The following is a 22,957-nucleotide window of genomic DNA, read 5'->3' as shown; positions in this document are numbered from 1 at the left end:
CAATGTCGTCACCTCCGATATCCCCGCCGCCGGCCGAGGCCGCCGCGGTCCCGGAACTCCGTCCGGACGCCTACACCATCCCCGGCCCGCCGACCGGCGGCACCGTCTCCCGGGGTTCCGATGCCCCGGGCCCGGCGCCCCGCCCGACCGGCTTCCGCCCCGACATCGAGGGCCTGCGCGCCGTCGCCGTGCTCGCGGTGCTCGCCTTCCACGCCGCCGTTCCCGGCCTGGCCGGCGGCTTCGTCGGTGTGGACGTCTTCCTCGTCATCTCCGGCTACCTGATCACCGGCCTGCTGGTGCGCGAGGCCACCACCACCGGCCGGATCCGGCTCGGCGAGTTCTTCTCCCGCCGGGCCCGGCGCCTGCTGCCCTCCGCCGCGATCGTGCTCGGCACGGTCGCGCTGGTCGGCGCCTGGCTGACCGTCCCGCTGCGCCGCGCCGACCTGGAGCACGACGTGCTCGCGGCCGCCCTCTCCGTCGCGAACTGGCGCTTCGTCGCCCAGCAGACCGACTACCTGGCCGCCGGCCGGGACGAGAGCCCGCTGCTGCACTTCTGGTCGCTGGCCGTGGAGGAGCAGTTCTACCTCTTCTGGGGCCCGCTGCTGGCGCTCACCGCCTACCTGGTGCTCCGGGTGGTCCGGCGGGGCCGGCCGGACGGGCGCGGGCGGGCCGTGCGGCCGGTCGCGGCGGCGCTGGCCGCCGTGCTGACCCTCGGCTCCTTCGCGCTCTCGCTGCGCTGGACGCACGACAACGTCTCGCTCGCCTACCTCGGGACGCCGTCCCGGGTCTGGCAGTTCGGCGTCGGCGCGCTGCTCGCCCTGCTGCCCTGGCACCTGCTGCGCGGACCGCGTCCGCTGCGGGTGCTGGTCGGCTGGGGCGGCGCGGCGGCCGTCGTCGGTTGCGTGCTGGCCTACGACAACACGACCCCGTACCCGGGCTGGGCGGCGCTCGTCCCGACCCTCGGCACGGCGGCCGTCATCCTGGCCGGCACCCCGGGCCGGGACACCGGCGGTTCCGACCGCCTCGGCGTCGACCGGCTGCTCGCGCTCCGCGCCCCGCGCGCGATCGGCCGTCTCTCCTACAACCTCTACCTCTGGCACTGGCCGGTCCTGGTGCTGGCCGGCGCCAAGTTCGGCCCGCTGTCCTGGCCGGTCAAGGTCGCGCTGACGGCCGCCGCCGCGCTGCCCGCCGCCGCCGTCATGCGCTGGGTCGAACGGCCGCTGCGCCGCAGCCGCACCGTCTCCGAACTCCCGCGCCGTGGGCTGTCGTTGGGGCTGGCCGCCGTGGTCATCCCGGTGGTGCTGGCGCTGGTCGTCGGCACCGGGACGCTGCGCCTGCTCGGCCCCGCCGCCCCGGTCGACCTCCAGGGCCTGCCGCCCGGTTCGCCGGACGGCACCTCGCTGCTGGTGCGCACCGCCACCCCGCCGAAGGGCGGACCGGCGGTGGTGCCGGACCCGGTCCAGGCCCGCGCGGACTTCCCGCCGGACGGCGAGTGCGAGGTCGCGCCGACCGCCACCACCAGCCCCGACTGCCGCTTCGGCGTGACCGGGAGCCCGGACCGGATCGTCCTGCTCGGCGACTCGCACGCCGGCCAGTGGTTCTCCGCGCTGCTCGCCCTGGCCGCCGAACGGCATTGGGCGCTGGAGGAGTTGGTCAAGCAGGGCTGCCCGCTGCCGGAACTCACCGTGGTCAACCCGCAGTTGGGCCGCACCTACCGCGAGTGCGACACCTGGCGGGCGAACGCCCTGACCCGGCTGAAGGAGGGCCCCAAGCCCCGGCTGATCGTCGTCTCCACCCTCAACCGGTACACCGACGACCGCCAACTCCTGCTCCAGGGCTGGGAGAAGACCCTCGCCCCGCTGCGCGAGCTGGGCGTGCCGATCGTCTACCTGCGGGACACCCCGATCCCCGGCACCGACGTGCCCGCCTGCGTCTCCGGGCACACCGAGGCGCCGGCCGCCTGCGAGTTCCCGCGCGAGAAGGCGCTGTGGGCCGACCCGCTCGCCGAGGAGGTCGCCGCCGGGCGGGTGCCGGGCGTCCGCTCGGTCTCGGTCAACGAGGTCATCTGCCCCGGGAGCGGGCGCAGTTGCCCGGCGGTGCTGGAGCGCATCCTGCTCTACCGGGACGACGCGCACCTGACCAACGTCGCGGCCGTGGTGCTCACCCCGCGCCTGGAGCGGCTGCTGGTCGGCTCCGGCGCGCTGCCCGCCAAGGGCGGACCGGGTGCCGCGCCCGGCCCGGTCGTCGACGGCTGGACCCAGCTGCTGCGCGACGACTTCGACGGCCCGGCCGGCAGCCGCCCGTCCGCCGCCGACTGGCAGTACGACCTGGGTACTTGCTACCCCGGCTGCCCGGCCCCGCAGTGGGGCACCGGCGAGATCGAGACGATGACCGACTCGACCGACAACGTCCGCCTCGACGGCAAGGGGGCGCTGGAGATCGTGCCCACCCGGGACGGCAACGGTGCGTGGTCCTCCGGCCGGATCGAGTCCCGCCGCGCCGACTTCGCCCCGCCGCCCGGCGGAGTGCTGCGGATCGAGGCCTCGATGGCGCTGCCCGACGTCACCGGCCCGGCCGCCGCCGGCTACTGGCCCGCCTTCTGGACCCTCGGCGGCGAGCTGCGCAACGGCTTCACCGGCTGGCCGGCGATCGGCGAGCTGGACATCATGGAGCAGGTCAACGGCCGCGACGCGGTCTTCGGGACGATGCACTGCGGCGTCCTCGACGGCGGCCCTTGCCAGGAGCCGCGCGGCCTCGGGTCCGGCGACCAGCCCTGCCCGGCCGAGTGCCGCACCGGCTTCCACCGGTACGCGGTCGAGGTCGACCTGAAGCCCGGGGCCGAACAGGTCCGCTGGTACCTCGACGGCCGTGAGCACCACCGGGTGACCGCCGCCCAGATGGACCGCGCCACCTGGGACAAGGCCGTCGGCCGCGGTCTGTTCCTGATCCTCAACGTGGCCGTCGGCGGCAACCTCCCGACCGCGTTCGGCGGCGCCGTCACCCCGGCCACCGAACCGGGGCACCCGCTGCGCGTCGACTACGTCTCGGTGGCCACCAGGCCGTAGCCGACCCGGAGGGGATTCGGGAACGGCCCGGGCCGGGGAGCACGCCGCTCCCCGGCCCGGGCCGTTCGCGCCGGCTCAGCGTTCGCGCCTCCCGGGGAGTTCCCGGTGGCTCAGCGTTCGCGCCGCCCGGGCAGTGCCGCCCAGGCGGCCGCGAGACGGTCGACCAGGGCCGCCGCCGTCTCCGGCGGGAAGGAGTAGGGGAGCCGGAGGTGGTCGTCGTGGGCGCCCGACGGGTCCATGGTGGCCCCCGGGACGACCTCGGCGCCGTGCCGCAGCGCCAGCTGCGCGTAGACCCGGGCGTCCGTGCCCGGCGGCAGCCGGACCCACAGCACCGAGCCGCCGTCCGGCTCCCGCCACCGCCAGTCCGGCAGGCGGGCGGACAACAGACCTGCCATGGCGGCGAGTTGCTCCCGGCGGGCGCGGTCCCGCGCGGGGGCGAGGCCGGACAGGGTGGGGAGCAGCCGGGCGGCGAGGGCCTGGTCGAGGACGGCGCTGCCGAGGTCGCTGACCGCCTTGAGCCGGGCCAGCCGCGCCACGGCGTCCCGCGGCGCGCGGACCCAGCCGAGCCGCAGGCCGCCCCAGACCGCCTTGGTCAGCGAACCCACCGTCAGCACCGTCCCGCCGGCGGGCGTCGCACCGATCGGCGGCGGCGCCTGGCCGGGGGCGAGGGCCGCTGCGTGGGCGCTGTCCTCCAGGACGGTGACGCCGTGCTCGGCGGCGAGTTCGGCCACCCGGCGGCGGCGTCCGGCGGACATCAGGGTGCCGGTCGGGTTGTGGTACGTCGGCATGACGTAGAGCAGCGCGGGCCGGTGCTCGGCGAGCGCGGCGGCCAGCCGGTCCACCCGGATGCCGTCCGGGTCGAGCCCCACGCCGACCAGCCGCGCGCCGGCCGCCCGCAGGACGTCCACGCAGCCCGGCCACCCGGGGGACTCCACCACCGCGGTCGACCCGCGCCCGAGGTACAGCTGGGCGCTCAGCGTGACGGCCTGCGTGGCGCCGGTGGTCACCAGCACCTGCTCGGGCACCGTCGGCAGCCCGTGCGCCGTGTGGTGGTCGGCGATCGCGGCCCGCAGCGCAGGGAGCCCCGCCGGGTGGTAGCCCGTGTCGCGGACGAGGCCGGGCAGGTCCGCGCGGACCAGGTCGAGCAGCGCCCCGGCCAGGTCCGGACCGCCCGCCTCGGCGGCCTGGCCCAGCGAGATGACGTCCGGCGGCTGCGTCACCAGCCGCTGGAACAGCGCCGTCGCCTGCCCGCCGGGCACCCGCCCGTCGGCCGGCGCCCGGTGGGCGGCCGCCCCGCCCGCCACCCGGGTGCCGCTGCCCCGGCGGGTCTCGACCAGGCCCGAGCCACGCAGCGCGTCGTAGGCGGCCACCACCGTCGCCCGGCTGAGCGAGAGCGCGTCGGCGAGCCGCCGCTCGGAGGGCAGCCGGTCGCCGGCGCGCAGGTCCCCGGCGCGGACGGCGGCGACGAACGCCTCGGTGAGCCGCCGGTACAGCGGGCCTTCGGCGGCGCTCCAGTCGCCCAGCAGGTCGATCAGCGCGGCCGGTTCCGAGCCGCCGCCATTCCGGTCCACTTTCCCCTCCACTGGCACGGGAGTACGGACCCGCGCTGCCCGAGGCTAACGGCATGACGAACAGCGCCACCCTCACCCCCCGGCTCGCCGCCATCTGCGACCTCTCCGTCCCCGCCGCGCGGGACGGCGCAGGGCGGCACGAGTACGACGGGACCGTCCAGGACCTCTCCCCGGCCGGCGTCCGCCGCGGCCTCGCCGCCCTCTCCTCTGTTGCTGTCGACGCCGACCCGCACGACGAGGCGCACGCGGCCGCCGCCGAGGACGCTCTCCGGGTGCGGTTCGGTGAGCTCGAACTCCACCGGAGCAACCCCCTGTGGCACATCGAGAACCTCGACCTCTCCGGCTACGACCGCCCCTACGCGCCCGAGCCGGAACGCGACGCCGCCCGCTCCGCCCACCTGCGCCGCTGGCCCGACGCCGTCGACGCGGCCGTCGAGGCCCTGGACCGCGTCCCCGCCGCCCTCGCCGCCGCCACCCTCCCGCTCGCCCGCGGCCTCGCCGCCCACCTCGACCCCCGGGGCGGCCTCGACCACCTCGCCGCCGGCCGGGCGCTCGCCCGCCTGCTCGCCCACCTCGAACGGGCCGCCGCCCTCGGCCTGCCGTCCGCCGCACTCGGCGGCCCCGCGCTCGCCCGCCTCCTCGGCGCCGCCGAGGCCTGCTCCGTCGACCTCACCGCGATGTCCGCCCGGGTGGACGCCGAACGCGACCGGCTGCGCGCCCTGCTCGACGAGGCCCTGTGCCGCGTCGACCCCGCCGCCGCGCCCGCCGACACCGCCCGCGCCCTCCAGGCCGACCACCCCGGAGCCGACGGCCTGCTCGACGAGTTCGCCGCGCTGGTCGAGGAGACCGTCGCCTGGACGGCGCGCCGCGACCTCGTCCCGGACCACGACGTCGAGGTGCTCGTCCAGCCGATGCCGGAATCCCAACAGCGCGCGCTGGCCGGGCTGTTCGCCTCCGCGCCGTACGAGGCGGACGCGCCCGCGAGCTTCCGCGTCACCCTCCCCGACACCGCCTGGGACCACGCCGAGCGCGAGCAGTGGCTGTCCAGCGGCTTCAACCGGACCCTGATGCCCAACATGGCGATCCACGAGGTCGCCCCCGGCCACGCCAGCCACTTCCGGGCCCTGCGCCGGGCACCGACCGAGGTCCGCCGCACGCTCCACTCCGAGGCCTTCATCGAGGGCTGGGCGCACTACTGCGAGGAACTCGCCCTGGAGGAGGGCTTCCGCGACGGCGACCCGCGCGTCGCCGTCGCGGTCGCCCAGGACGCGCTGCGCCGGGTCACCCGCTTCGCCTGCGCGATCGGCCTCCACACCGGGGCGATGACCGTCGAGGACGCGGCGGCCCGCTTCACCCAGGACGTCGGCCTGACCGGCCCCGCCGCCCGGCACGAGGCCCGGCGTGGACTGTTCGACCCCACCTACGGGCGGTACACCTGGGGCAAGTTCGCCATCCTCGACCTGCGCGAGCAGGCCGTCTCCCGTTGGGGCAGCGGGTTCAGCCTTCGCCGCTTCCACAGCGCCCTGTTCGACCTCGGCGCCCCGCCGCTCGGCCTGCTCTCCACGGCGCTGGAGCGCGGATGACGACCTCACTGCCCGCCTTCATTCTCGCCACCCTGCTGCTGATCGCGGTGCCGGGGCCCAACCTCGTCTACATCCTCACCCGCAGCGTGCAGGACGGCCGCCGGGCGGGCCTGGTCTCGGCCCTCGGCATCGAGACCGGCACCCTCGTCCACGTCACCGCCGCCGTGGCGGGCCTGGCCACCCTCGTCGCCGACCACCCGCTCGCCTTCGCGACTCTCCGCTACGCAGGCGCCGGCTACCTCGCCTACCTCGGCCTACGCACCCTCCTCACCCGCCCGTCCACCGCCGCCACCGCGCCCCCTGCCCGCCCACTCCGCCACATCTACCGCGACGCCGTCCTCGTCAACCTGCTCAACCCCAAGGTGGTCCTGTTCTTCCTCGCCTTCCTCCCCCAGTTCCTCCCCACCTCCGCCACCCGCGCCGACATGCTCCTCCTCGGCCTGGTCTTCCTCACCATCGCCCTCGTCATGGACCTCTCCTACGCCCTCACCGCCGCCGCCCTCACCCCGCGTCTCCGCACCCACCCCCGCCCCCTCGCCTACGCCACCGGCGGCGTCTACCTGGGCCTCGCCGCCCTGGTCTTCCTCTGACCCTCCCGTTCACCGGAACATGAGTGTTGACGCATCGCTCCGATTCATCTCCTGCGTCCGGGCCCCGGATCTGCAAGCCCACCCGTAGCGGCAACAGCGCCAACTGTGTGGAACTGGCCACTCCTGGCGGCCCCTTCTCCTACGTGCGTGACTCGAAGGACCCGGAAGGCCCCGCATTGATCCTCACCGATAAGGCGTACGCAGCGTTCATAGGCGCAGCCGCCGCCGGTGAGTTCGACTTCGGGTTCGTCTGACCGCTCGCCTGGGTGCTTTGCCGCATGCGGCAAAGCACCCAGGGAAAACGGTGATGCCTCCGTCGGGGAGGAACACGGGCGCCGTCGCGCATCATCCTGGCGAATCCGCTGACGCGACGCCCGTCGAGGGCTCACTATGAGTGCCGACCCCGTTCTCGTCCGTGAGTGGGGCTGACCACTTAGGTGTGGGAGGATCAGATGCCACTACGGCGCATCGGCAAGGACGAGAAGTCCGGCGATCACGGGTCCCCCACGGTGTGGGTGGACCAGGAGACCAAGGACTTCATCATCCAAGGGTGGAAGATCGACCAAACGACGACGGCGGACTGCCTTGCCGACGGCCCGATCCCGGAGCACGAGACCGTGGTCCGCGTCCCTGTCCGCATGGCGAAGGTGCTCAAGGAGGCGCTGGATGTCGCAGAGTCTGGCGAACTTCGCTGACCTCCTGCGGTCGGCGAAGAAGTCGGCGGTCCACCTGGAACTGCGCGACGTCTACTCGGTCGAGAACGAGATCGCGGGCTTCCAGGCGTGGAAGGCCGGGCACAGGCTCGACCCTGCCGACCGCTCCTCCTGGTGGCGCCCATGGCTCGACCTGGTCCAAGAGGTGACCGCGAACGGCGTCGCCGTGAAGCGCGCCCGGGTGGTCTCCGAGCCGGCGAGCGAGTACATCCGCTACGAGCACTCCTTCACGTTCACCAATGTGGCCGGCGGTGAGGAGGTGCGGTGGCTGGCCCGTCGTCGCGCTTCGGATCTTCTGCTGCCCGGGAACGATTTCTGGCTGTTCGACGGCCAGGTCGTCCAGTTCAACATCTTCGACGGTGACGGCCGCTGGACGCACACGGACCAGAGTGACGATCCTGAGACGGCGCGACTCTGTGCCAGCGCCTTCGACGCCGTATGGGAACGTGCCGTTCCCCACGAGGCGTACAGCGTCGCCGAGTAACCACCGCCGTCGGCCAGTTCATGTCCTCGTCACCGCTCTCCAGCGCGCAGGCCGCGCGGAAGGCCCTTGCCGGCCAGCTCGACCACCTGCTTCAGGTTTCCATGCAGCCCAACGTTTCCCTGGGGATCATCCCGTTCCGAGCCCGCCGGACCGTCTGGCCCCTCGAAGCGTTCTACGCCTTCGACGACGAACTCGTGGCAGTCGAGACCTTGACCGCCGAGATCAACATCACCGCTCCCGGAGAGATCCGTACGTACCTGCGCGCGTGGATTGCTGTCCATGGGGCCGAGGCCCGAATCCGGATCACCGAGGCCCGTAACGCCCTCGGGTGAATACCTGCAACCGTATGCAACTTCGTGGCACCGTCCGTCTGTTGCTACCTACCGTCTTCCACGCACCCCTGCACAGCTGCTCAGTCGCACGGCCGGGCAGTGACAACCCAGTTGGAGGGTCCGTGAGTATCGCCATCAAGTCCGGCGTCGCGCTGGAGGAGTTGGGCAACTTCTTCGAGATCGCGGCGAGGCGGTTCGACGCCGGGCAGGCCGCGCCGGAGATGTTCTCCGGTGCCGTCGACGCCGCGTGGCACCGGCTCGCCGAGGACCCGGCCGCGCACGACGCGTTCAGCGTCGCGCGCACCGGTCGGAGGCTTCTGCACGTCGAGGACCCGGGTGAGGGAGTCGTCTCCTGGGTGGGCGCTTACGAGGAGGCGTACGGCCCGCTGCCTGAGGTGTGGTTCACGAACGCGGACGGCACGGTCAACAGCTCCAGCCTGAGGGGCTACTGGGACTCCGGTGAGGTCCGGGCGGAGTGGAACTGCTCGCCCGTGCCGGGTGACGGGGACCTCACCCCGGAGACCATCGCGCCGTGACCGGCGCACGATCCAGCGGAGCGCCCCGGCGCGATGCCGGGGTGCTCCGCCTCGTGGAAGCCCGGTCGGCGGAGCCTGCCAGCGTGGACGTGGCCGACTATGTCGCGGCGTTGCCCCAGCACTGCCCGTTCCTCGAACCATCCGTCGCGCGTGGCATGACGGGGTGGACGGTCTACGAGATCGTCTCGGGCGCGCGACGAGGCGCGGTCGAAGCCGCGCTGTTCTACGCGGGAGTGCAGGCCGCGGAACGGATCCGCACGCTGAAGCACCACCAGGACGGTGTGTTGGCCTGTGAGAACGTCGTGTTCCTCGAGCAAAGCCCGGACGCGGATCAGCGCGAGCTGATGGCATGGCCGCACTGGGCGCTCAAGAACCTGTACGGGCCCGTCGGCGTGATGTTCGGGAAGTTCAGCCGAGGCGCCACCGAGGAGGACCGCTTCGGGCGGCGCATCCCGTCGCCGCCCTTCTCGTTCCTCCCGGCGCGGGCGACGATCCGCCCGCTGGACCCGAAGTTCCTGACAGATACGCCCGATCTCGCGGCGGTGGTGGCCGCAGCGGAGGACGACGGGCGGGACGTGTTCCGGGACCTCCCGTGCGAGTGGAAAGCAGTACGAGAATGGGCGAGTTCCCTGCTGGGGCCTCGGAGGCGCTGAAGGTGGCGGAAGCCGTCTGTGGTCCGGTGGAGTTGGAGCTGATCACGGACCGGCGGGGCTCGGCCGTGTGGAAGGCGACGGGCCCCGGGGCGGTTGTGAGCATCAAGATCGGCACGGGGGAGGCCGCCGAGATCACGACCCGGGAAGCCGCTGTACTGGACGAGCTGGTCGGCTACTCGGTGACCGCGGGCAGGTTCGGGGAGGGAGTCTGGTACGTCACCCCTTGGCTGGACGGGCCGTCCACGTGGAAGGTCTTCGCGCCGGTGAGACGGGGGGAGCTCGACCGCACCCGGGCGTTGGCCGGTGCGGTCGAGTTGTGCAGGGCGGTCGCCGACTTCCATTCCGAGGGGTGGGTGCACGGTGATCTCCAGCCGCAGCACGGCCTCCACACCGGGAGCGGCGTGAGGCTCATCGACTTCGCGTGGTCCAGGAAACGTGGCACGACCCCCTGGACGGCCTTCGACGGAACCATGCTGCACCTGACCGCACCCGAGCTGGCCGCCCGGATCGCTGTTGGACCGCAGCCCGTGAAGACGACCCAGGCCGCCGACGTCTACGCGCTCGCCGGGACGGTCTGGACGTGCGTCACCGGCAGTTGGCCGCTCGACTACGACAAGGCCGGGATCAGTCCTCGGGAGCTGGGCGTCACCGGGCTCCGTGAGGCCATCGCCGCCAGGCGCGTTCCGCTCGTGCCTGCGGCGGTCTGGCCCGAGTTGCAGACCGTGCTGAGCCAGGCTCTGCTCGCCGCGTCCCGTGACCGTCCCAGCGCCGGCGAACTCGCGGGTCTTGTCGCGGCAGTGAGCGCGTGATTCGACTGCGCGAGCTGACAGCGGAGGACATCGAGTCGATCCAGCGGATCTTCAGCCCGGAATCGACAGCATTCCTCATGCGGGAACCGATGAGCCGAGTCGCGTCGCAGGTCTACGTCGACCGGGCCATGGCCGACGCCGGGAGGAGGCCCCGCATGCGGTACATCCTTGGTGCGGCGGCGGATGAGGATCTCGTGGGGGTGGTGAAGCTCGATCTGGATGGAACCGATGCCGTGGTCAGCTACATTCTGAGGGCCGACTCCTGGGGGCGGGGCCATGCCACGGACGCCCTGCGCGAACTGCTCGTCATGGCCTTCGGGAAACTCGGAGTGGCCTCGGTCCGCGCCAGGCACCACCTGGACAACCCTGCTTCGGGACGCGTCCTCGCGAATGCCGGCTTTCTCCCCGTCGGCAGGGTGTCAGGATTCGAGACGTACGTGATTCGTACGGAGGGGAAGACGACTGATGAGTGACATCGAAAGCTTCACCGTCGAGGCGCTCGGGCGCGTCGTTGGTGGCCGTGCCGAGCCGACGGACGACAACTGGGGTGGGACCCGGTCGATCATCCGGCTGGACGGTGAGCGGTTCACGGCTGACGCCACCAAGGGGCTGGAGGAGTTCTCGCATCTGGAGGTCGTCTTCCGCTTCCACCTCACCGACCCGACCGACCTCAACCTCGGCGCCCGTCGCCCCCGGGACAACCCCGACTGGCCGGAGGTCGGCATCTTCGGCCACCGCAACATGCGTCGGCTCAACTGGCTCGGTGTCTCCCGCTGCCGCCTCCTCAAGGTGGACGGTCTCGATCTCCACGTCGAGGACCTTGACGCGGTCGACGGGACGCCGGTCCTGGACGTGAAGCCCTGGTTCGCCGAGTTCGGCCCCCAGGGCGCGGTGCACCAGGCGCAATGGAGCACCGACATGCTCGGCGACTACTTCGCGCCGAATCGGACTCCCTGACCGTTGGTTGGCACAGGGGGTGGGGCACCGGTGCTCGCGCGGTAACGGTCCGTTCGGGTGAAGGTGGGGTGCGGTGGTGTTGGTTCGTGGGCGGCCGATGCTAGAAATTGGCATGCGGTCGGGCCCGGGCCGAAAGTAGCCACCTCATGGTCGCGTGTGCAGCGCGCGGCCTCCAGTGAGAACGGAACCCGTCTCATGGCAATCGCCCTTCGCAAGACGCTCGCCATCGCCGCGCTGGCGCTGACCGCTTCCTTCCTGCCGGCCGGCGGCGCGGGGGCCAGCGAGACCGCCCGCTCGGACGTGCGCACCCCCAACCTCTACTGCCTCGCGAACGCCTGGGGGAACCCGGGTGTCTCGGTGAAGCCGTGCAACGGCGGTGACATCGGTCAGTACTGGAGCGTCTCGGGTGAGCAGATCGCCCTCGCCAACGCGAAGGGCTACTGTCTCGCCAACACCTGGGGTGCCGCGGACGTCTCGGTGAAGCCGTGCAACGCCGGTGACCAGGGCCAGTACTGGACGATCACGGGCCAGCAGCTCACGCTCACCTTCGCCCCGGCCTACTGTCTCGCCAATGCCTGGGGCACCCCGAACATCTCCACCAAGCCCTGCGACCGCGCCGACCGCGGGCAGGCCTGGGTGGTCTTCGACAACCAGATCAGCCTCGCGGCCGCCTGATCCGCAGAGTCCCGTGCCCGGGGCGCGCCGATGTGCGGCCGCCCCGGGCACGGGCGTGTCCTCAGGAGACCTGGGTGAAGGTCGCGTGGTAGAGCCCGCCGTTGCGGGTGCCGGTGCTGTCGGTCGAGGTGACGTAGAACTCCACCGTGCGCTTGTCGAAGTCGACGACCTGGCTGACGGTCACGTCGCCCGGCTCGATCCAGGAGATGAAGTGGTTCTTCGGGCCGGTCTGCACGGCCTGGACCGGGGCGGTGAAGGTTCTGCCCACGTTGGGGCCCTTGACGGTGAGACCGGTGACGAACTTGCCGTCCGCCGAGAAGGTGTTGCGGTAGACGTTGCCGGTGTCCACGTTGACCAGGTACGCGTGTCCGGCGTACGGGGGCAGGTGGCCGGGGCGCAGGTCGCCGGAGACGCCGGCCGGGTTGAGGTCCACGGCGGACGCCTGGCTGGCGACGAGTGTGGCCGAACCGGCGAGGGAGAGGGCGGCGGCGGCCGCGAGGGCGACGAACTGGCGCTTCATGGGATTCCTTCCAGGGGATTCGGGCGGGAGGTGCTTCGGGGCGTGCGGTGGGGCGTCGTGGCGCGGTGCGTGATGGCGCGGGAGAGGCCAATGTGGCGTGTACACACGGGAGTTCATCGACGCACGCATGGTGCTCACGACGCAGAAGATACCCAACAATCGAACTGCTCTACGGGTATTCGGGGCAACGAATCTGACGGTACGTCGGCGCCGAATCGTCGGTACCGGGAGCGTTCCAGGTCGTCGGCGGCGCACGTCGTGGCGGCTCGGGCGGCGAGGTGACCCGGTTGGCGGCGGACGGCGTGCGGGTGGCGCGGAACCGGGGTGGACTGGGGGCGACACCCCTGCCCGCCGGCCCGCCCGCCGGTCGTCGAAAGGCCGCCGATGCCCGCCTCGCCCGCCGTCCCCGCCGACTACGCCGACCTGCGCGCCCTGGTGATCAACTGCACCCTGAAGCGTTCACCCGAACGCAGCCACACCCAGGGCCTGATCGACGTCAGCACCGGGATCATGCAGCGCCAGGGCGTCCAGGTGGACGTGCTGCGGGCCGTCGACCACGACATCGCCATCGGCGTCTGGCCCGACATGACCGAGCACGGCTGGGAGACGGACGACTGGCCCGTCCTCTACAGCCAGGTGATGGCCGCCGACATCCTCGTCCTGGCCGGCCCGGTCTGGCTCGGGGACAACTCCTCGGTGATGAAGCAGGTCATCGAGCGCCTCTACGCCTGCTCGTCGATCCTCAACGAGCACGGGCAGTACGCGTACTACGGGCGGGTCGGCGGCTGTCTGATCACCGGCAACGAGGACGGCGCGAAGCACTGCGCGATGAACGTCCTGTACAGCCTCCAGCACCTGGGCTACGTGATCCCGCCGCAGGCCGACGCGGGCTGGGTGGGCGAGGCGGGGCCGGGGCCGTCCTACCTGGACCCCGGTTCGGGCGGGCCGGAGAACGACTTCACCAACCGCAACGCCACCTTCATGACCTGGAACCTGCTCCACCTGGCCCGGATGCTCAAGGACGCCGGCGGCATCCCCGCCCACGGCAACCAGCGCTCCGAGTGGGACGCCGGCTGCCGCTTCGACTTCGAGAACCCCGAGCACCGCTGAATCGTCTGTCCTGCTCAAGGCCCGGGGCGCGGGCACGGACCAGGGTGATGCGCTTGACCGACGCAGATTGGTGCGCAGTCGGCGGCCCCGAGGTCCAGGCCGCCGACCGGCCCATTGTCGTGAGGCAACTCAGGAGGCGAGAACGAGCTTCAGGAAGGGGCTCGGCTCCCCGTGCCAGAAGATGTCGACGCTGTCCCTTGCCCGGGTCACGGCGACGAAGAGCAATGAGCGGGCGCGCTGCATCTCCCGACGGTACCGGGCGAGGTCGGTGCCCTTCAGACGGTTCACGTTGTCGCGTGGCACCAGTCCGTCGCGGACCCCGGCGATGACCATCCGCTGGTACTCCAGGCCCTTGAACCTGAACATCGTGCCGATATGCACCCCGCTCTCGCTCCTGGGGCCGTCGGGGCCGATCTCCACTGCGGGAATTCCGTGCTGCGCCAGGGTGTAGGCGACCTCTCCCGCCATCTGGTTGGTGGGGACGCAGACCGCGATCTGTTCCAGGGGGATCCGTTCGTCGGAGTGGGCTCCCCAGGCTGCGATGTGCTCGGCGATGGCGGCTCGCTCGGCGGTCCAATCGATGCAGGGGTGCAGCTGGGGAACGGCGCCGTTGAGGACCGAACGGAAGCCGGCCAGAGTTTCCTCGCCACCGTCGAGGTCGTCGTAGGACTCCCCAGTGAGGACGTCCAGGGCCGAGCGCAGAATCTGGCGGGTGGTGCGGTAGCTGAGAGTGAGCTTCGAGGAGCGGCCTCGAATGTGGACGCCCAGGCTGCCGAGGGTCACTTGATTTCGATAGATGCGCTGGTGGGTGTCGCCGACCAGAAACATGTCGTCCTGGCCGCTCGGGACCATCGCTCGGAGCATCTTCCAGTGAGCCGGCCGCAGGTCCTGTGCCTCGTCGACCACGATGTGCCGGTACCGGTACCGGTACCGCAGCCAGCCCTTGGAACCGTCCTGAAGATGGATGTTGTCCAGACCGCCGGCCTCGTTGCGATGAGCCTCGATCGCCGCGATCCGCTGTTCGCGCTCGATCTCCAGGCGAGCCGCCCTCTCTGTCACCTGGTCCCAGGTCTGCCGTCGGGAACGGTCCAGGCGTTGGGTGAAGCGTTCGGCAAGCTGCCAGATCTCGGCGCGCTCGGCACGGCCGATATTCCTGCCGCGGCCGGCCCGTCGGGCCCTGAAGTAGTCCGCGCGTGATCCGATCGCCTGCCCGAGGATCACCTGTGTCCACTCGTCATGGAGGAACTCGGCGTCCCACGCGGCCTCACCCAGTTCATCCAGCAGTGCTTGCCACTCCCGCACAGCCTGGTTGTCGTCGATCGTCTGCTTGGAATTGCCGGGCTCGGCCTCCCGGACGATCCGGAGTGCGAGCTGGTCGACGTGACTGATATCCACCCTGGCCAGTAGCCCCTCCCCGCCCAGTTCGAGGAGCCGCGACCGCAGGTCCGCGGCGAGGTTCTTGTTGTAGGTGGTGAACAGGACGGGCTTGGTGTGACCCGGGGGCAGCCGGTCGACCAGGTGCTTGACGCGGTGGAGGGCGACGATCGTCTTGCCCGTACCCGGGCCGCCGCTCACGCGGGCGGGCCCGGAGTAGGTACGTTCCACCAGCTTGGACTGGGTGGGGTGGAGGAACACCTTCCAGCGCCCGAAGTCGCCGCCCTTCAGGACCTCCTCCAGAGCCGCGTCGGAGGTGGTGACCATGGTGGCAGGTCGTTCGGCAGCAGCCTGGAAGTCCTCCGGGTCGACCGGCTCGGGCGCCGCAACCGGGGTGGTGACCTGGTCGAGGATGCTGTCGAAGTCCTTGCCGTCGACGATGGCCAGGAGTACTTCGCCGGTGAGCTGCGGGGCGTATTCGACTAGGCCGAGCAGTTGGTCCTCGGTGGTGAGCGTGCGGATGACCGGGAGGAGCGGTTGGGCGACGCCGAGGTCGCTGAGCTGCTCGTCGCTCCAAGCCGCGAAGAGCCCGTGGAGCGCGGTCGGTTCGACCGGGCGGGGAGCTGATGCCGGTGGCGCCGGGGCGAGGACCCGCAGGAGGCTCTCCTCCACGACCTGGAGGTCGACGTACTCGATTCCACCGGTGACGTGGTTGATCCCGTAGGCGAGCCGGTCGAGGTTCTCGTAGACGTCCTTGCGGTGCTTGACCGCGACGATCAGCCAGTCGTCGTCCGCCAGGCGCAGGAGCAGGGCGCGGTGGTCGTCGTTGACCCGGGCCGACCAGAGTCTGCTGTCGCCCTTGAGCTGCTGCAGCTTGAGGCCGGTGGCCTGAGGATTCGCCTTGAACTTGTGCTGGAAGTCGTAGAGGGCGCCCTTGACCGAGCGGGGGAGTTTGAGGATCTCCTTGTCCGCCTTGTCCAGCAGGCGAAGGGTGATTCCCGGGGTCTTCATCGCGCTGACTCTCCGTCGGTGGTCGTGGCGTTTCGTCGGTGTTGCGGTGTGCTCCGGGAGCTGGTCCGCGTGCCGAGCAGCCCGGCGAGTTCCCGGGCATCCCAGCTCACGGCCGGGCGGACGTCCCAGCCGGCCGCGCGGAACGCCTTGTCACGGTCCTGGGCTTCGAAGTCGTGCTCCCCGGTGGTCGCACGCGGAGCGAGGACAATGCCGATCCGCCGGTCAGGCCAGGCGAGTTCGGCCTGCCAGCCGTTGCTGTCGAGCTCGTAGCCGTCCTTCGGTGCGGGTGCCCCGGCCTCGGCGAGCAGACGTGCGAGGTCCGCGAGCCCGGCTTCGTCCGGGTCGAGGTACTCGATCACCCGGGTCCACTGTGCGTCGGACCCGGCGGTCGTGACAGGGGTCGGCGCCTCGGCTGAGGGCCCGGTGACGACCTGAGGTACGACAGGGGCTGGCCGCCCAGGGCTCAGGACTGCCGGGCGATCCGCCAGGATCTGCGGTTGCTTCGCCGGAGTCTGCCGAGTCGACGCCAACCATCCCCCGCCGCCGCTCACCGCCAGGGCCTCGACGGAGAAGCCGTCGAGGAGGCTCGTCGTGAGCTGGACGCTGTCGCCACCGCCGTGCTCCAGGAACTGCAGCAGGTTGGTCCAGAACAGCCAGGAACGCCAGCGCTGCTTGTGCGACGGTTCGTCGTTGTGGACGTGCACGCCGTCGTCGAGGACGGCGAGCACGCTCCAGACCGGTGGCTTGCGGCGCCCGTCGGCCGCCGGGACCAGCCGGAGGCCCGCGCCGTCCAGAGCGATGATGATCTGCACCGGCCCGCGAGGACCGGCAGGTGCCCCGCCAGCGAGGGCCGCGCGGACTTGCGGACCGACTGCGTCGACCGCAAGAGCGGCTGCCTGTGCTCCGACGACACCGGTCAGCCCTGCCGCGGCGGCCTCCGCGCGCCACTGCCAAAGGGCGGCGTCCGGTGAGCGCAGGTAGGCGAGCAACAGGTGAGCCGGGTTGACCCAGACAGTTTCGGAGAGCTCGCCCGGGAGGCTGCCGCGGACGTTGGCGTAGTACTTCCGTGCCTTCTCCTCCCCGCTGCCCTCCGGCCCGTAGGGTCGCCAGACCGGGGCGTTCGGCCCGCCGCCTGCGTGGCCGTTGTCGGTGATGCGGCGGCGCCAGTCCTTGACGTCGAAGTACGTCAGCTGGAACACGCGCAGGCCGTCAGCCCGGAGCCGGGCGCGCTTCACGGCGTCGTCCGCCAGCCGGTTGTGCCGCGGGCCGGCGTGGTACTCGTAGCCGTCGAGGTAGACCGCGAGGCGCGGACCGGGTGCGTCGAGCCGCTCGAAGAGGATGTCCGGGCGGGTGCCGTCCAAAGCTCTCTGCTGGGAGACCCGCCAGCTCACCGTGGATTCGCCCTGGTCGGTCAGGCGGAGTTCGAGCGAGTAGGTACCCGCCGAGGTCGTGTAGGCGTCCGCGCTGGCGCGGGACTCCGGCAACCGGGCCCAGTCCCTGAGGGTGTCGACGAACATGATTTCGAGATCGCTCTCGGCCTGCTGCTCCAGGGAGATGTGACGCGTGGTCGTGACCGGCGAGGTCTGCCAGCGCTCCCCGTCCGCACCGAGCAGGTCGTCGAGCATCTGGCGGACCTCGCTGCGACTGACCTTGTCGTAGTCCGTGGCCGGGACGCGGCGCAGCAGGCAGCGGTGGCAGCCGTCCTGACCCTTCTCTCGGCAGGGGCAGCTCTCGATGACGTCGCGTGCCCTGAGCAGGACTTCCTTGAAGCCCTCCGCCGAGGCCAGCCGGTGCAGGTAGCCGGTACCACCTGGGAGGCGGTCGTAGACGACCAGGAAGCGCTGGGGCCAGTCGGAGTCACTGCCGTCGGGCATGGAGGCGGCCGCGATGTCGATGTGGTCCGGGTCGCCGCCGTAGCGTGCGGCTATGCCGACGAACAGGGCCGCGGTGAAGGACGCCAAGCGCTCCTTCACCCGCGCCACCGAGGCGGGCAGCAGGATCCGAACGGCCTCGGTGGTCAACTCGTGTGCGAGCAGCAGGGGTACGTCCTGCGGCTCGGTCCGGCCGGAGCCGGCCTGCTGCGGCGCCCTGCGGCGGGGGCACCAGAGCAGGTGATGGGCACCGGCCTTGGAGGGAGTACTGAGCGACTGGGTGAGGGCGTCGGCCGGAGCGTCTACGACGGGGCGGCCGTCGGCCGTCGCACCTCCGCAGCTCGTGCACACGAAGAACGGGTTGAGACGGACGTCCTCACCGGCCACCGGTACGGTGCTGCTGCCGTCCTGGCGGTCGAGGCCCAGGTTGAGCGTCCGCACGACCGCCCGGCGGGCGAAGTCCACCCCGAAGGTCGCCTTGTCGTGGCGCCAGGAGCCGGGGGCGAGCTGGTCCGGATCGATGTCGACGGCGGTGAGGACGGAGTACCGTCGGCGCTCCCGTTCGTCCTTGTCGTCGCGGACCCGGGCGTCGTCCCGCTTGTCGCGGGCCACCACCTGCCGCGGCTGGAGCACGTACTGCACGCATCCGGCGTCCGCGATCGCCCGACCGCCGCAGCGCGGGCACGGATCGGTGTCGTTGAGCGCGTTCTCGGTGCGGACGAACCCGCAGGACGGGCAGAGCCGCCAGACGGCCCAGGCCCGCCGGTCGGGGCTGCCGATGTCCAGCGCCCGCACGACGTGCCGGTAGCCGTTGACGTAGAAGCTGCTGCCGGGCGCGAGTTCGGTGAGGGCCAGCCGACGGGAGCGGTCGTAACCCCGGACCTCGCTGCGATAGACCCGGGAAGCCCCGCCCTCCGAGTCCCCGGGGACCGTGGTGGCTCCGTCCGCCTCGGACGGGTCCTCCCGCCAGTAGAGGGTGGCTTCGAGCTTGGTGGTCGTGTCGGCGAGGCTGTAGTTGGGCAGCAGACCGAGCTCGACCAGCGTGCCGTGCGCGCTGGCCCGGTTCAGCGCGCCCAGGAGGTCGGCGGTGCTGCGTAGTTCGGCACGCAGCTCCCGCCGTTCGCGGCCCTGCTCCGGGTCGGTCGGTACCAGGGCGTCGACGGCCTTGTTGATGGCCGCGAGGCGTCGCTTCAGCTCCTCGCGGCGGAGGACCCAGGATTCCTCGGCCTCCTGCAGGGAGCGGGCGATGCCGCCCGTCGCGTAGGAGCGCACTTCGGCGGCCGCATGGTCGGAGACGCCTGAGCCGTCTCCCAGGCCGTCGCCATGGTGGAAGAGTTCGAGGAACTCCTCCACCATGGCCTTGCCGTGGGTGAGCGCCGCGTCCTGCAGGTCCTGGCACCAGCCGTTGGTGCCGAACAGCGCCGACACCAGCCTGGGCACGGGCTGCAGTCGCTCGCCGTCGGCTGTGGTCAGCTTTCCGGCGGCGGCCAGGTCGAGCAGTCGTGCCGTGTACTGGCGGCGGAGGATCTCGACGGCCGACAGGTAGCAACCGGGCGGCACGATGTCGCCGGCGATCATCTCGCGCGGATCGTCGAGGTAGTACAGGTCGCGGGCCCGGCGGCCGCCGAAGGCGACGACGAGGGCGTTGCCGGTCTTCCGGCCGGCGCGACCGGCCCGTTGGACGTAGTTCGCCGGCCCGTCGGGCAGGGAACCGAGCAGGACGGCGGACAAGTCGCCGATGTCGATACCGAGTTCGAGGGTCGGCGTGCAGGACAGCACGTTGGGGTCGGTGTAGTGCGTGCCGGACCGGAATGCCCGCTCGACCCGCTCCCGCTCGGGGCGGGTGAGCATGCCGGTGTGCTCGGCGGTCACCACACGGAAGGTGCCGCCGGTCAGGTAGAGACGTCGGTAGTAGTCGTCGGCGTAGTCGCGTTCCTGGACGCTGCCGAAGCCGGACGTGGTGCCACCGGTGCGGGAGGCGCCGTACTGCGGCGGGGTCAGGATTCCCTTGCAGCGGTAACGCGGGCACGGGTGCCCGTACCAGCGTGTGCGTCGCTCCGGTGGCACGACCTGCTGCCAGCCGCAGTCCTCACAGCTGACGAAGGCCTTGTTGACGATCGAGTCGTCGAGCAGCCGCACCTCGATGTGGCCGGGCTGAAGCCCGTAGACGCGCGTGGTGCGGTCCTGTGCCGTGCGGACGGCCAGGACCTGTTCGTCGGCGAGTGCGGGCAGCAGTCGGCGCAGGTACTCGGTGGCGCCGGCGGAGTCCAGGCCGAGGCACCGCCTGGTCCAGTCCTGGTACCAGCCGCCGCGGCCGGACACCGTGTCGAAGTGGGACTTGTCCTTCTGCCCGTCGAGCAGGAACCGGGGCGGTGCCATGCTGTCGAGGAAGGCCGGCATCCCGTCGGGGCGGCCGCCCCAGATCTTGAACCAGGTGACGCCGGCGTCCTTCATCCATGGCTCCAGCCAGCGGTGCCGAACCCCACCACGCTGCCGCAGGCGCTCCAGCAGGCCCCGCACATAGGCGACGTAGCGCTCGGAGGTCGGCATCGACTCCGCGGCGACCAACTGGCCCGGCAGAGCGAGGTACAGATCACGCGCGAGAGCGGCGACGCGTTCGGGCTCCTCCAGGACGACCTCGGCGGCGGCCGTGCGGGTGAGCTCCAGGGTGCGCCCGAGCCTTGACCGCAGGCCGAACTCCATGACGGTGGCGAACGCCAGCCGCTCGCCGATCAGCCTCCAGGTGCGCGCGTCACCGGTGCCGCGCCCGGAGAGCAGCCGGTCCACGCCGGCCTCGTCGTGCAGGTCCGGCGGGACGACGGCGGCGAGTGTGCCGGGGTCGTCCACCGAGTCCAGGACGTTCCCGATCAGGTCGTTCAGTGGGAGCGGTGCGCCGGAGTCCTCCAGGTTGTGTGCCAGCAGCGACCGGAGGGAGAACTTGTAGGAGGCGTTGGCGATGTACCCGGCCCGGTGCGCCGCGTCCTGGGTGGAGTCGTTGAAGACCAGCGTCTTGCGCTCTTCGGGGACGAGGGCGATGTCGCCGCCGGTGAAGAGCTGGGTGACAGTCGCCGAGGCGAGCGCCGCCAGCGCCGTACCGAGGAAGCGAATGCCGTTGTCGGTGTTGCACGCCGGGCAGCGGTCGTCCGTGGCGGCCTTGTCGGCGGTCTTCTTGTCCAGGATCGCCAGCGCGAACCAGGCGTCCAGCAGATCTCCGTCGTCGGTGGCGACCGGCATGCGGTAGGTGCCCTGGGCGCCGTCGAGGACGACGACGGAGAGCGGGTCGGCACCGCCGCCCGCCGGCAGGGAGCCGGTGAGGGCGGCGAGCGCCTCCTGCTTCTCCGCGCGGGTGGCGGAGATGAAGTATCGGATGCGCCGCTTGTCCCGCCCGATGCCCGCCCGCCAGATCTTGTCATGGGCCATCACGAGCCGCTGCGGATCGGCCTCCGGGGAGAGCGCAGCCCACCCGGAGCGCCCGCAGTTACGGCAGTAGACGGCCGGAAGGTGCACTTGCGCCGGACGAACCGCGGTGTCCGCACCGGGGAGCGCCGAGGGCCGCTGCGATCCGCTCGACGGCCAGCCGCCGGAGTCGCCGTCCTCACCGTCCACCGGAACGGCAGCGGCTGCGCTCCGGCGGGCGGCCGTCCGGTCGTCCTCGTACCAGCGAAACTCCGGCGTACCGCCGAGGCCCCGCAGCACCCTGGTCACCGGCCGGACCCACAGATGGGCCTCCACGTGCAACAGCGGGCGGGGTCGTCGCTCGTCGGAATCCGGGTCCCGCGCGGCCGACAGCAGGGCGACGAACCGCGACAGCGCCTGCAGCGCGAGCCGAGGATTCTCCCGCGCGGTACGGCCCCACGCGTAGCCGAAGCGCGCCAAGCGGTCCCGCAGACCCCACTCGTCGAGCGGTTCGCCGTCGAGCAGGGCCAGGACTCCATGGGTGAAGTCGTGGCGCCGCAGCATCCGTCCGATCTGGAAGGCGTCGAGGCCAGAGCGCCCCAGCATGCGGGTCGCGAGGCCGTCCAGGTCCAGCAGCTTCGGATTCGATTCGACGCCCGGACCACCCGAAGCCGTGATGACCTCCTGCGGGGTCGGCGGCTCGGGAAGCTCGTAGTCCACCGCTCCGGTGAACTCCTCGGCGGACATCCGCTCCTCGCCGATCAGCGTGTCCGGCGCGAACGGCATCCCGAACACCTGGGCTGCGACGTCGAGGATGCCGCCGGCTTGAGCGCCGGGGCGCCCTTCGCCGAGGGTTGCCGACGTGGCCACCGGGCAGATCGACCCGAGCGGGCTGCCCGGGCGGGTGGCCCCGACGGCGGCGGCCAGCCGCCGTAGCAGCATGGCGACGTCGGTGCCCTGCGCCCCGTCGTAGGTGTGGAACTCATCCAGGACCACGTGGGTGATCGCGGCGCCCTCCCACAGCGGGCGGTCCTCGCCGCGCTGGAGGAGCAGGTCGAGCATCTTGTAGTTGGTGATCAGCACGTCCGGCGGCGAGACCCGCATCTCCTCACGGCGCGTCATCACCCGACGGAAGTCCGTGTCCGGGCGGTCGCCGATGTAGAGCCCGGCCGTGACCTCCGCCAGCTCCGGCTGCGCGAGGTAGTCCCCGATGCGGCCTGCCTGGTCGGTGGCCAGGGCGTTCATCGGGTACAGCAGGACGGCCTTGACTCCTCGCCGGCCGCGCGCCTTCTCCCGGCGGCAGTGGTCGAGTACGGGGATGAGGAACGACTCGGTCTTCCCCGAGCCGGTTCCCGTCGTCACCAGCGTCGGCCGGGCCGGGCCGTGCAGGGTGCTCAGCCGCTCCCACGCCTTGGCCTGGTGCCGGTACGGGGGGAAGCCGGGTTGCCACTCCAGGTGGCGCTGCCAGCCCTCGTCCGCGACGTGGAACGGCGTCCTGATCCGCAGGTATGGCCCGCGAAAGATCCCGGTCTCCGGGTGGCCGAGGAAGCGTTCGAGCGCGCCGCGGGTGTCCTCGTCCGCGAGGGCGTACGTCGTCGTGAGGTACTGCGTCAGACTGCCGCGCACCTGCGCGGCGGCCAGGGTGGGCCTCACGGCGGACTCCTTCGACGTGCGCTTTCAGGGAGCGTGGATCACTGGATCACACCG

18 protein-coding genes are annotated in these 22,957 nt (G+C 71.8%); 14 read left to right on the top strand and 4 right to left on the bottom strand.

The window, feature by feature from the left end:
* The first annotated feature begins 2 nt into the window (after positions 1 to 2).
* Positions 3 to 3,065, top strand: a complete 3,063-nt coding sequence (locus AB0N76_RS22415; RefSeq protein ID WP_363559502.1) for an acyltransferase family protein — start codon at positions 3 to 5, stop codon at positions 3,063 to 3,065.
* Positions 3,066 to 3,175: 110 nt separating this feature from the next.
* On the opposite strand, the gene AB0N76_RS22410 is transcribed toward AB0N76_RS22415, so the two are convergent.
* A complete protein-coding gene (locus tag AB0N76_RS22410) occupies positions 3,176 to 4,636 on the bottom strand; it encodes a PLP-dependent aminotransferase family protein (protein WP_363559500.1) in 1,461 nt (486 codons plus the stop codon).
* A 53-nt stretch (positions 4,637 to 4,689) separates the two neighbouring features.
* Between AB0N76_RS22410 and AB0N76_RS22405 the strand changes: the two genes are divergently transcribed.
* The 12 genes from AB0N76_RS22405 (at position 4,690) to AB0N76_RS22350 (ending at position 11,968) form a co-directional block, all read left to right on the top strand.
* Positions 4,690 to 6,219, top strand: coding sequence for a DUF885 family protein (locus tag AB0N76_RS22405; protein ID WP_363559498.1), 1,530 nt, complete (start codon positions 4,690 to 4,692; stop codon positions 6,217 to 6,219).
* Positions 6,216 to 6,809, top strand: coding sequence for a LysE family translocator (locus AB0N76_RS22400; RefSeq protein WP_363559496.1), 594 nt, complete (start codon positions 6,216 to 6,218; stop codon positions 6,807 to 6,809). Before AB0N76_RS22405 ends, AB0N76_RS22400 begins: the two co-directional genes overlap by 4 nt.
* Positions 6,810 to 6,832: 23 nt before the next feature.
* The gene (locus AB0N76_RS22395; RefSeq protein WP_363559494.1) at positions 6,833 to 7,063 is read left to right on the top strand and encodes a DUF397 domain-containing protein; all 231 of its coding nucleotides are present in this window, start codon (positions 6,833 to 6,835) and stop codon (positions 7,061 to 7,063) included.
* 198 nt (positions 7,064 to 7,261) lie between these two features.
* On the top strand, positions 7,262 to 7,504 hold the full coding sequence (locus AB0N76_RS22390) for a hypothetical protein (protein ID WP_363559493.1): 243 nt from the start codon (positions 7,262 to 7,264) through the stop codon (positions 7,502 to 7,504).
* Entirely contained in the window at positions 7,476 to 8,006 is a 531-nt protein-coding gene (locus AB0N76_RS22385) for a DUF6879 family protein (protein ID WP_363559491.1), read from the top strand. Before AB0N76_RS22390 ends, AB0N76_RS22385 begins: the two co-directional genes overlap by 29 nt.
* A 20-nt stretch (positions 8,007 to 8,026) precedes the next feature.
* On the top strand, positions 8,027 to 8,338 hold the full coding sequence (locus tag AB0N76_RS22380; protein WP_363559489.1) for a Scr1 family TA system antitoxin-like transcriptional regulator: 312 nt from the start codon (positions 8,027 to 8,029) through the stop codon (positions 8,336 to 8,338).
* 122 nt (positions 8,339 to 8,460) lie between these two features.
* Positions 8,461 to 8,874, top strand: coding sequence for a hypothetical protein (locus tag AB0N76_RS22375; RefSeq protein WP_363559487.1), 414 nt, complete (start codon positions 8,461 to 8,463; stop codon positions 8,872 to 8,874).
* Positions 8,875 to 8,957: 83 nt separating this feature from the next.
* Complete coding sequence (locus tag AB0N76_RS22370) at positions 8,958 to 9,527, top strand: hypothetical protein (RefSeq protein ID WP_363559485.1); 570 nt, start codon at positions 8,958 to 8,960, stop codon at positions 9,525 to 9,527.
* Between the two features lie 95 nt (positions 9,528 to 9,622).
* The gene (locus AB0N76_RS22365; protein WP_363559483.1) at positions 9,623 to 10,336 is read left to right on the top strand and encodes a hypothetical protein; all 714 of its coding nucleotides are present in this window, start codon (positions 9,623 to 9,625) and stop codon (positions 10,334 to 10,336) included.
* The gene (locus AB0N76_RS22360; protein WP_363559481.1) at positions 10,333 to 10,809 is read left to right on the top strand and encodes a GNAT family N-acetyltransferase; all 477 of its coding nucleotides are present in this window, start codon (positions 10,333 to 10,335) and stop codon (positions 10,807 to 10,809) included. Before AB0N76_RS22365 ends, AB0N76_RS22360 begins: the two co-directional genes overlap by 4 nt.
* The gene (locus AB0N76_RS22355) at positions 10,802 to 11,293 is read left to right on the top strand and encodes a TrmO family methyltransferase (protein ID WP_363559479.1); all 492 of its coding nucleotides are present in this window, start codon (positions 10,802 to 10,804) and stop codon (positions 11,291 to 11,293) included. The genes AB0N76_RS22360 and AB0N76_RS22355 overlap by 8 nt, the downstream gene beginning before the upstream one ends.
* Positions 11,294 to 11,488: 195 nt before the next feature.
* Positions 11,489 to 11,968, top strand: coding sequence for a ricin-type beta-trefoil lectin domain protein (locus tag AB0N76_RS22350; RefSeq protein ID WP_363559477.1), 480 nt, complete (start codon positions 11,489 to 11,491; stop codon positions 11,966 to 11,968).
* 61 nt (positions 11,969 to 12,029) lie between these two features.
* Here the strand turns inward: AB0N76_RS22350 and AB0N76_RS22345 are convergent, their stop codons facing one another.
* A complete protein-coding gene (locus AB0N76_RS22345) occupies positions 12,030 to 12,488 on the bottom strand; it encodes a hypothetical protein (protein ID WP_363559475.1) in 459 nt (152 codons plus the stop codon).
* A gap of 384 nt (positions 12,489 to 12,872) precedes the next feature.
* Between AB0N76_RS22345 and AB0N76_RS22340 the strand changes: the two genes are divergently transcribed.
* The gene (locus tag AB0N76_RS22340; RefSeq protein ID WP_363559473.1) at positions 12,873 to 13,598 is read left to right on the top strand and encodes a flavodoxin family protein; all 726 of its coding nucleotides are present in this window, start codon (positions 12,873 to 12,875) and stop codon (positions 13,596 to 13,598) included.
* Positions 13,599 to 13,727: 129 nt separating this feature from the next.
* On the opposite strand, the gene AB0N76_RS22335 is transcribed toward AB0N76_RS22340, so the two are convergent.
* Complete coding sequence (locus AB0N76_RS22335; RefSeq protein WP_363559471.1) at positions 13,728 to 15,983, bottom strand: UvrD-helicase domain-containing protein; 2,256 nt, start codon at positions 15,981 to 15,983, stop codon at positions 13,728 to 13,730.
* Positions 15,980 to 22,903: a DEAD/DEAH box helicase gene (locus tag AB0N76_RS22330; RefSeq protein ID WP_363559469.1), complete on the bottom strand. Its 6,924-nt coding sequence runs from the start codon at positions 22,901 to 22,903 to the stop codon at positions 15,980 to 15,982. The genes AB0N76_RS22335 and AB0N76_RS22330 overlap by 4 nt, the downstream gene beginning before the upstream one ends.
* Between the last annotated feature and the right edge of the window lie 54 nt (positions 22,904 to 22,957).

It is taken from the genome of Kitasatospora sp. NPDC093806, assembly GCF_040683335.1.
In the GTDB taxonomy this organism is placed as follows: Bacteria; Actinomycetota; Actinomycetes; order Streptomycetales; family Streptomycetaceae; genus Kitasatospora.
Note: the sequence above shows the minus strand (reverse complement) of the source record. Positions and strands in the feature narration are given on the sequence as shown.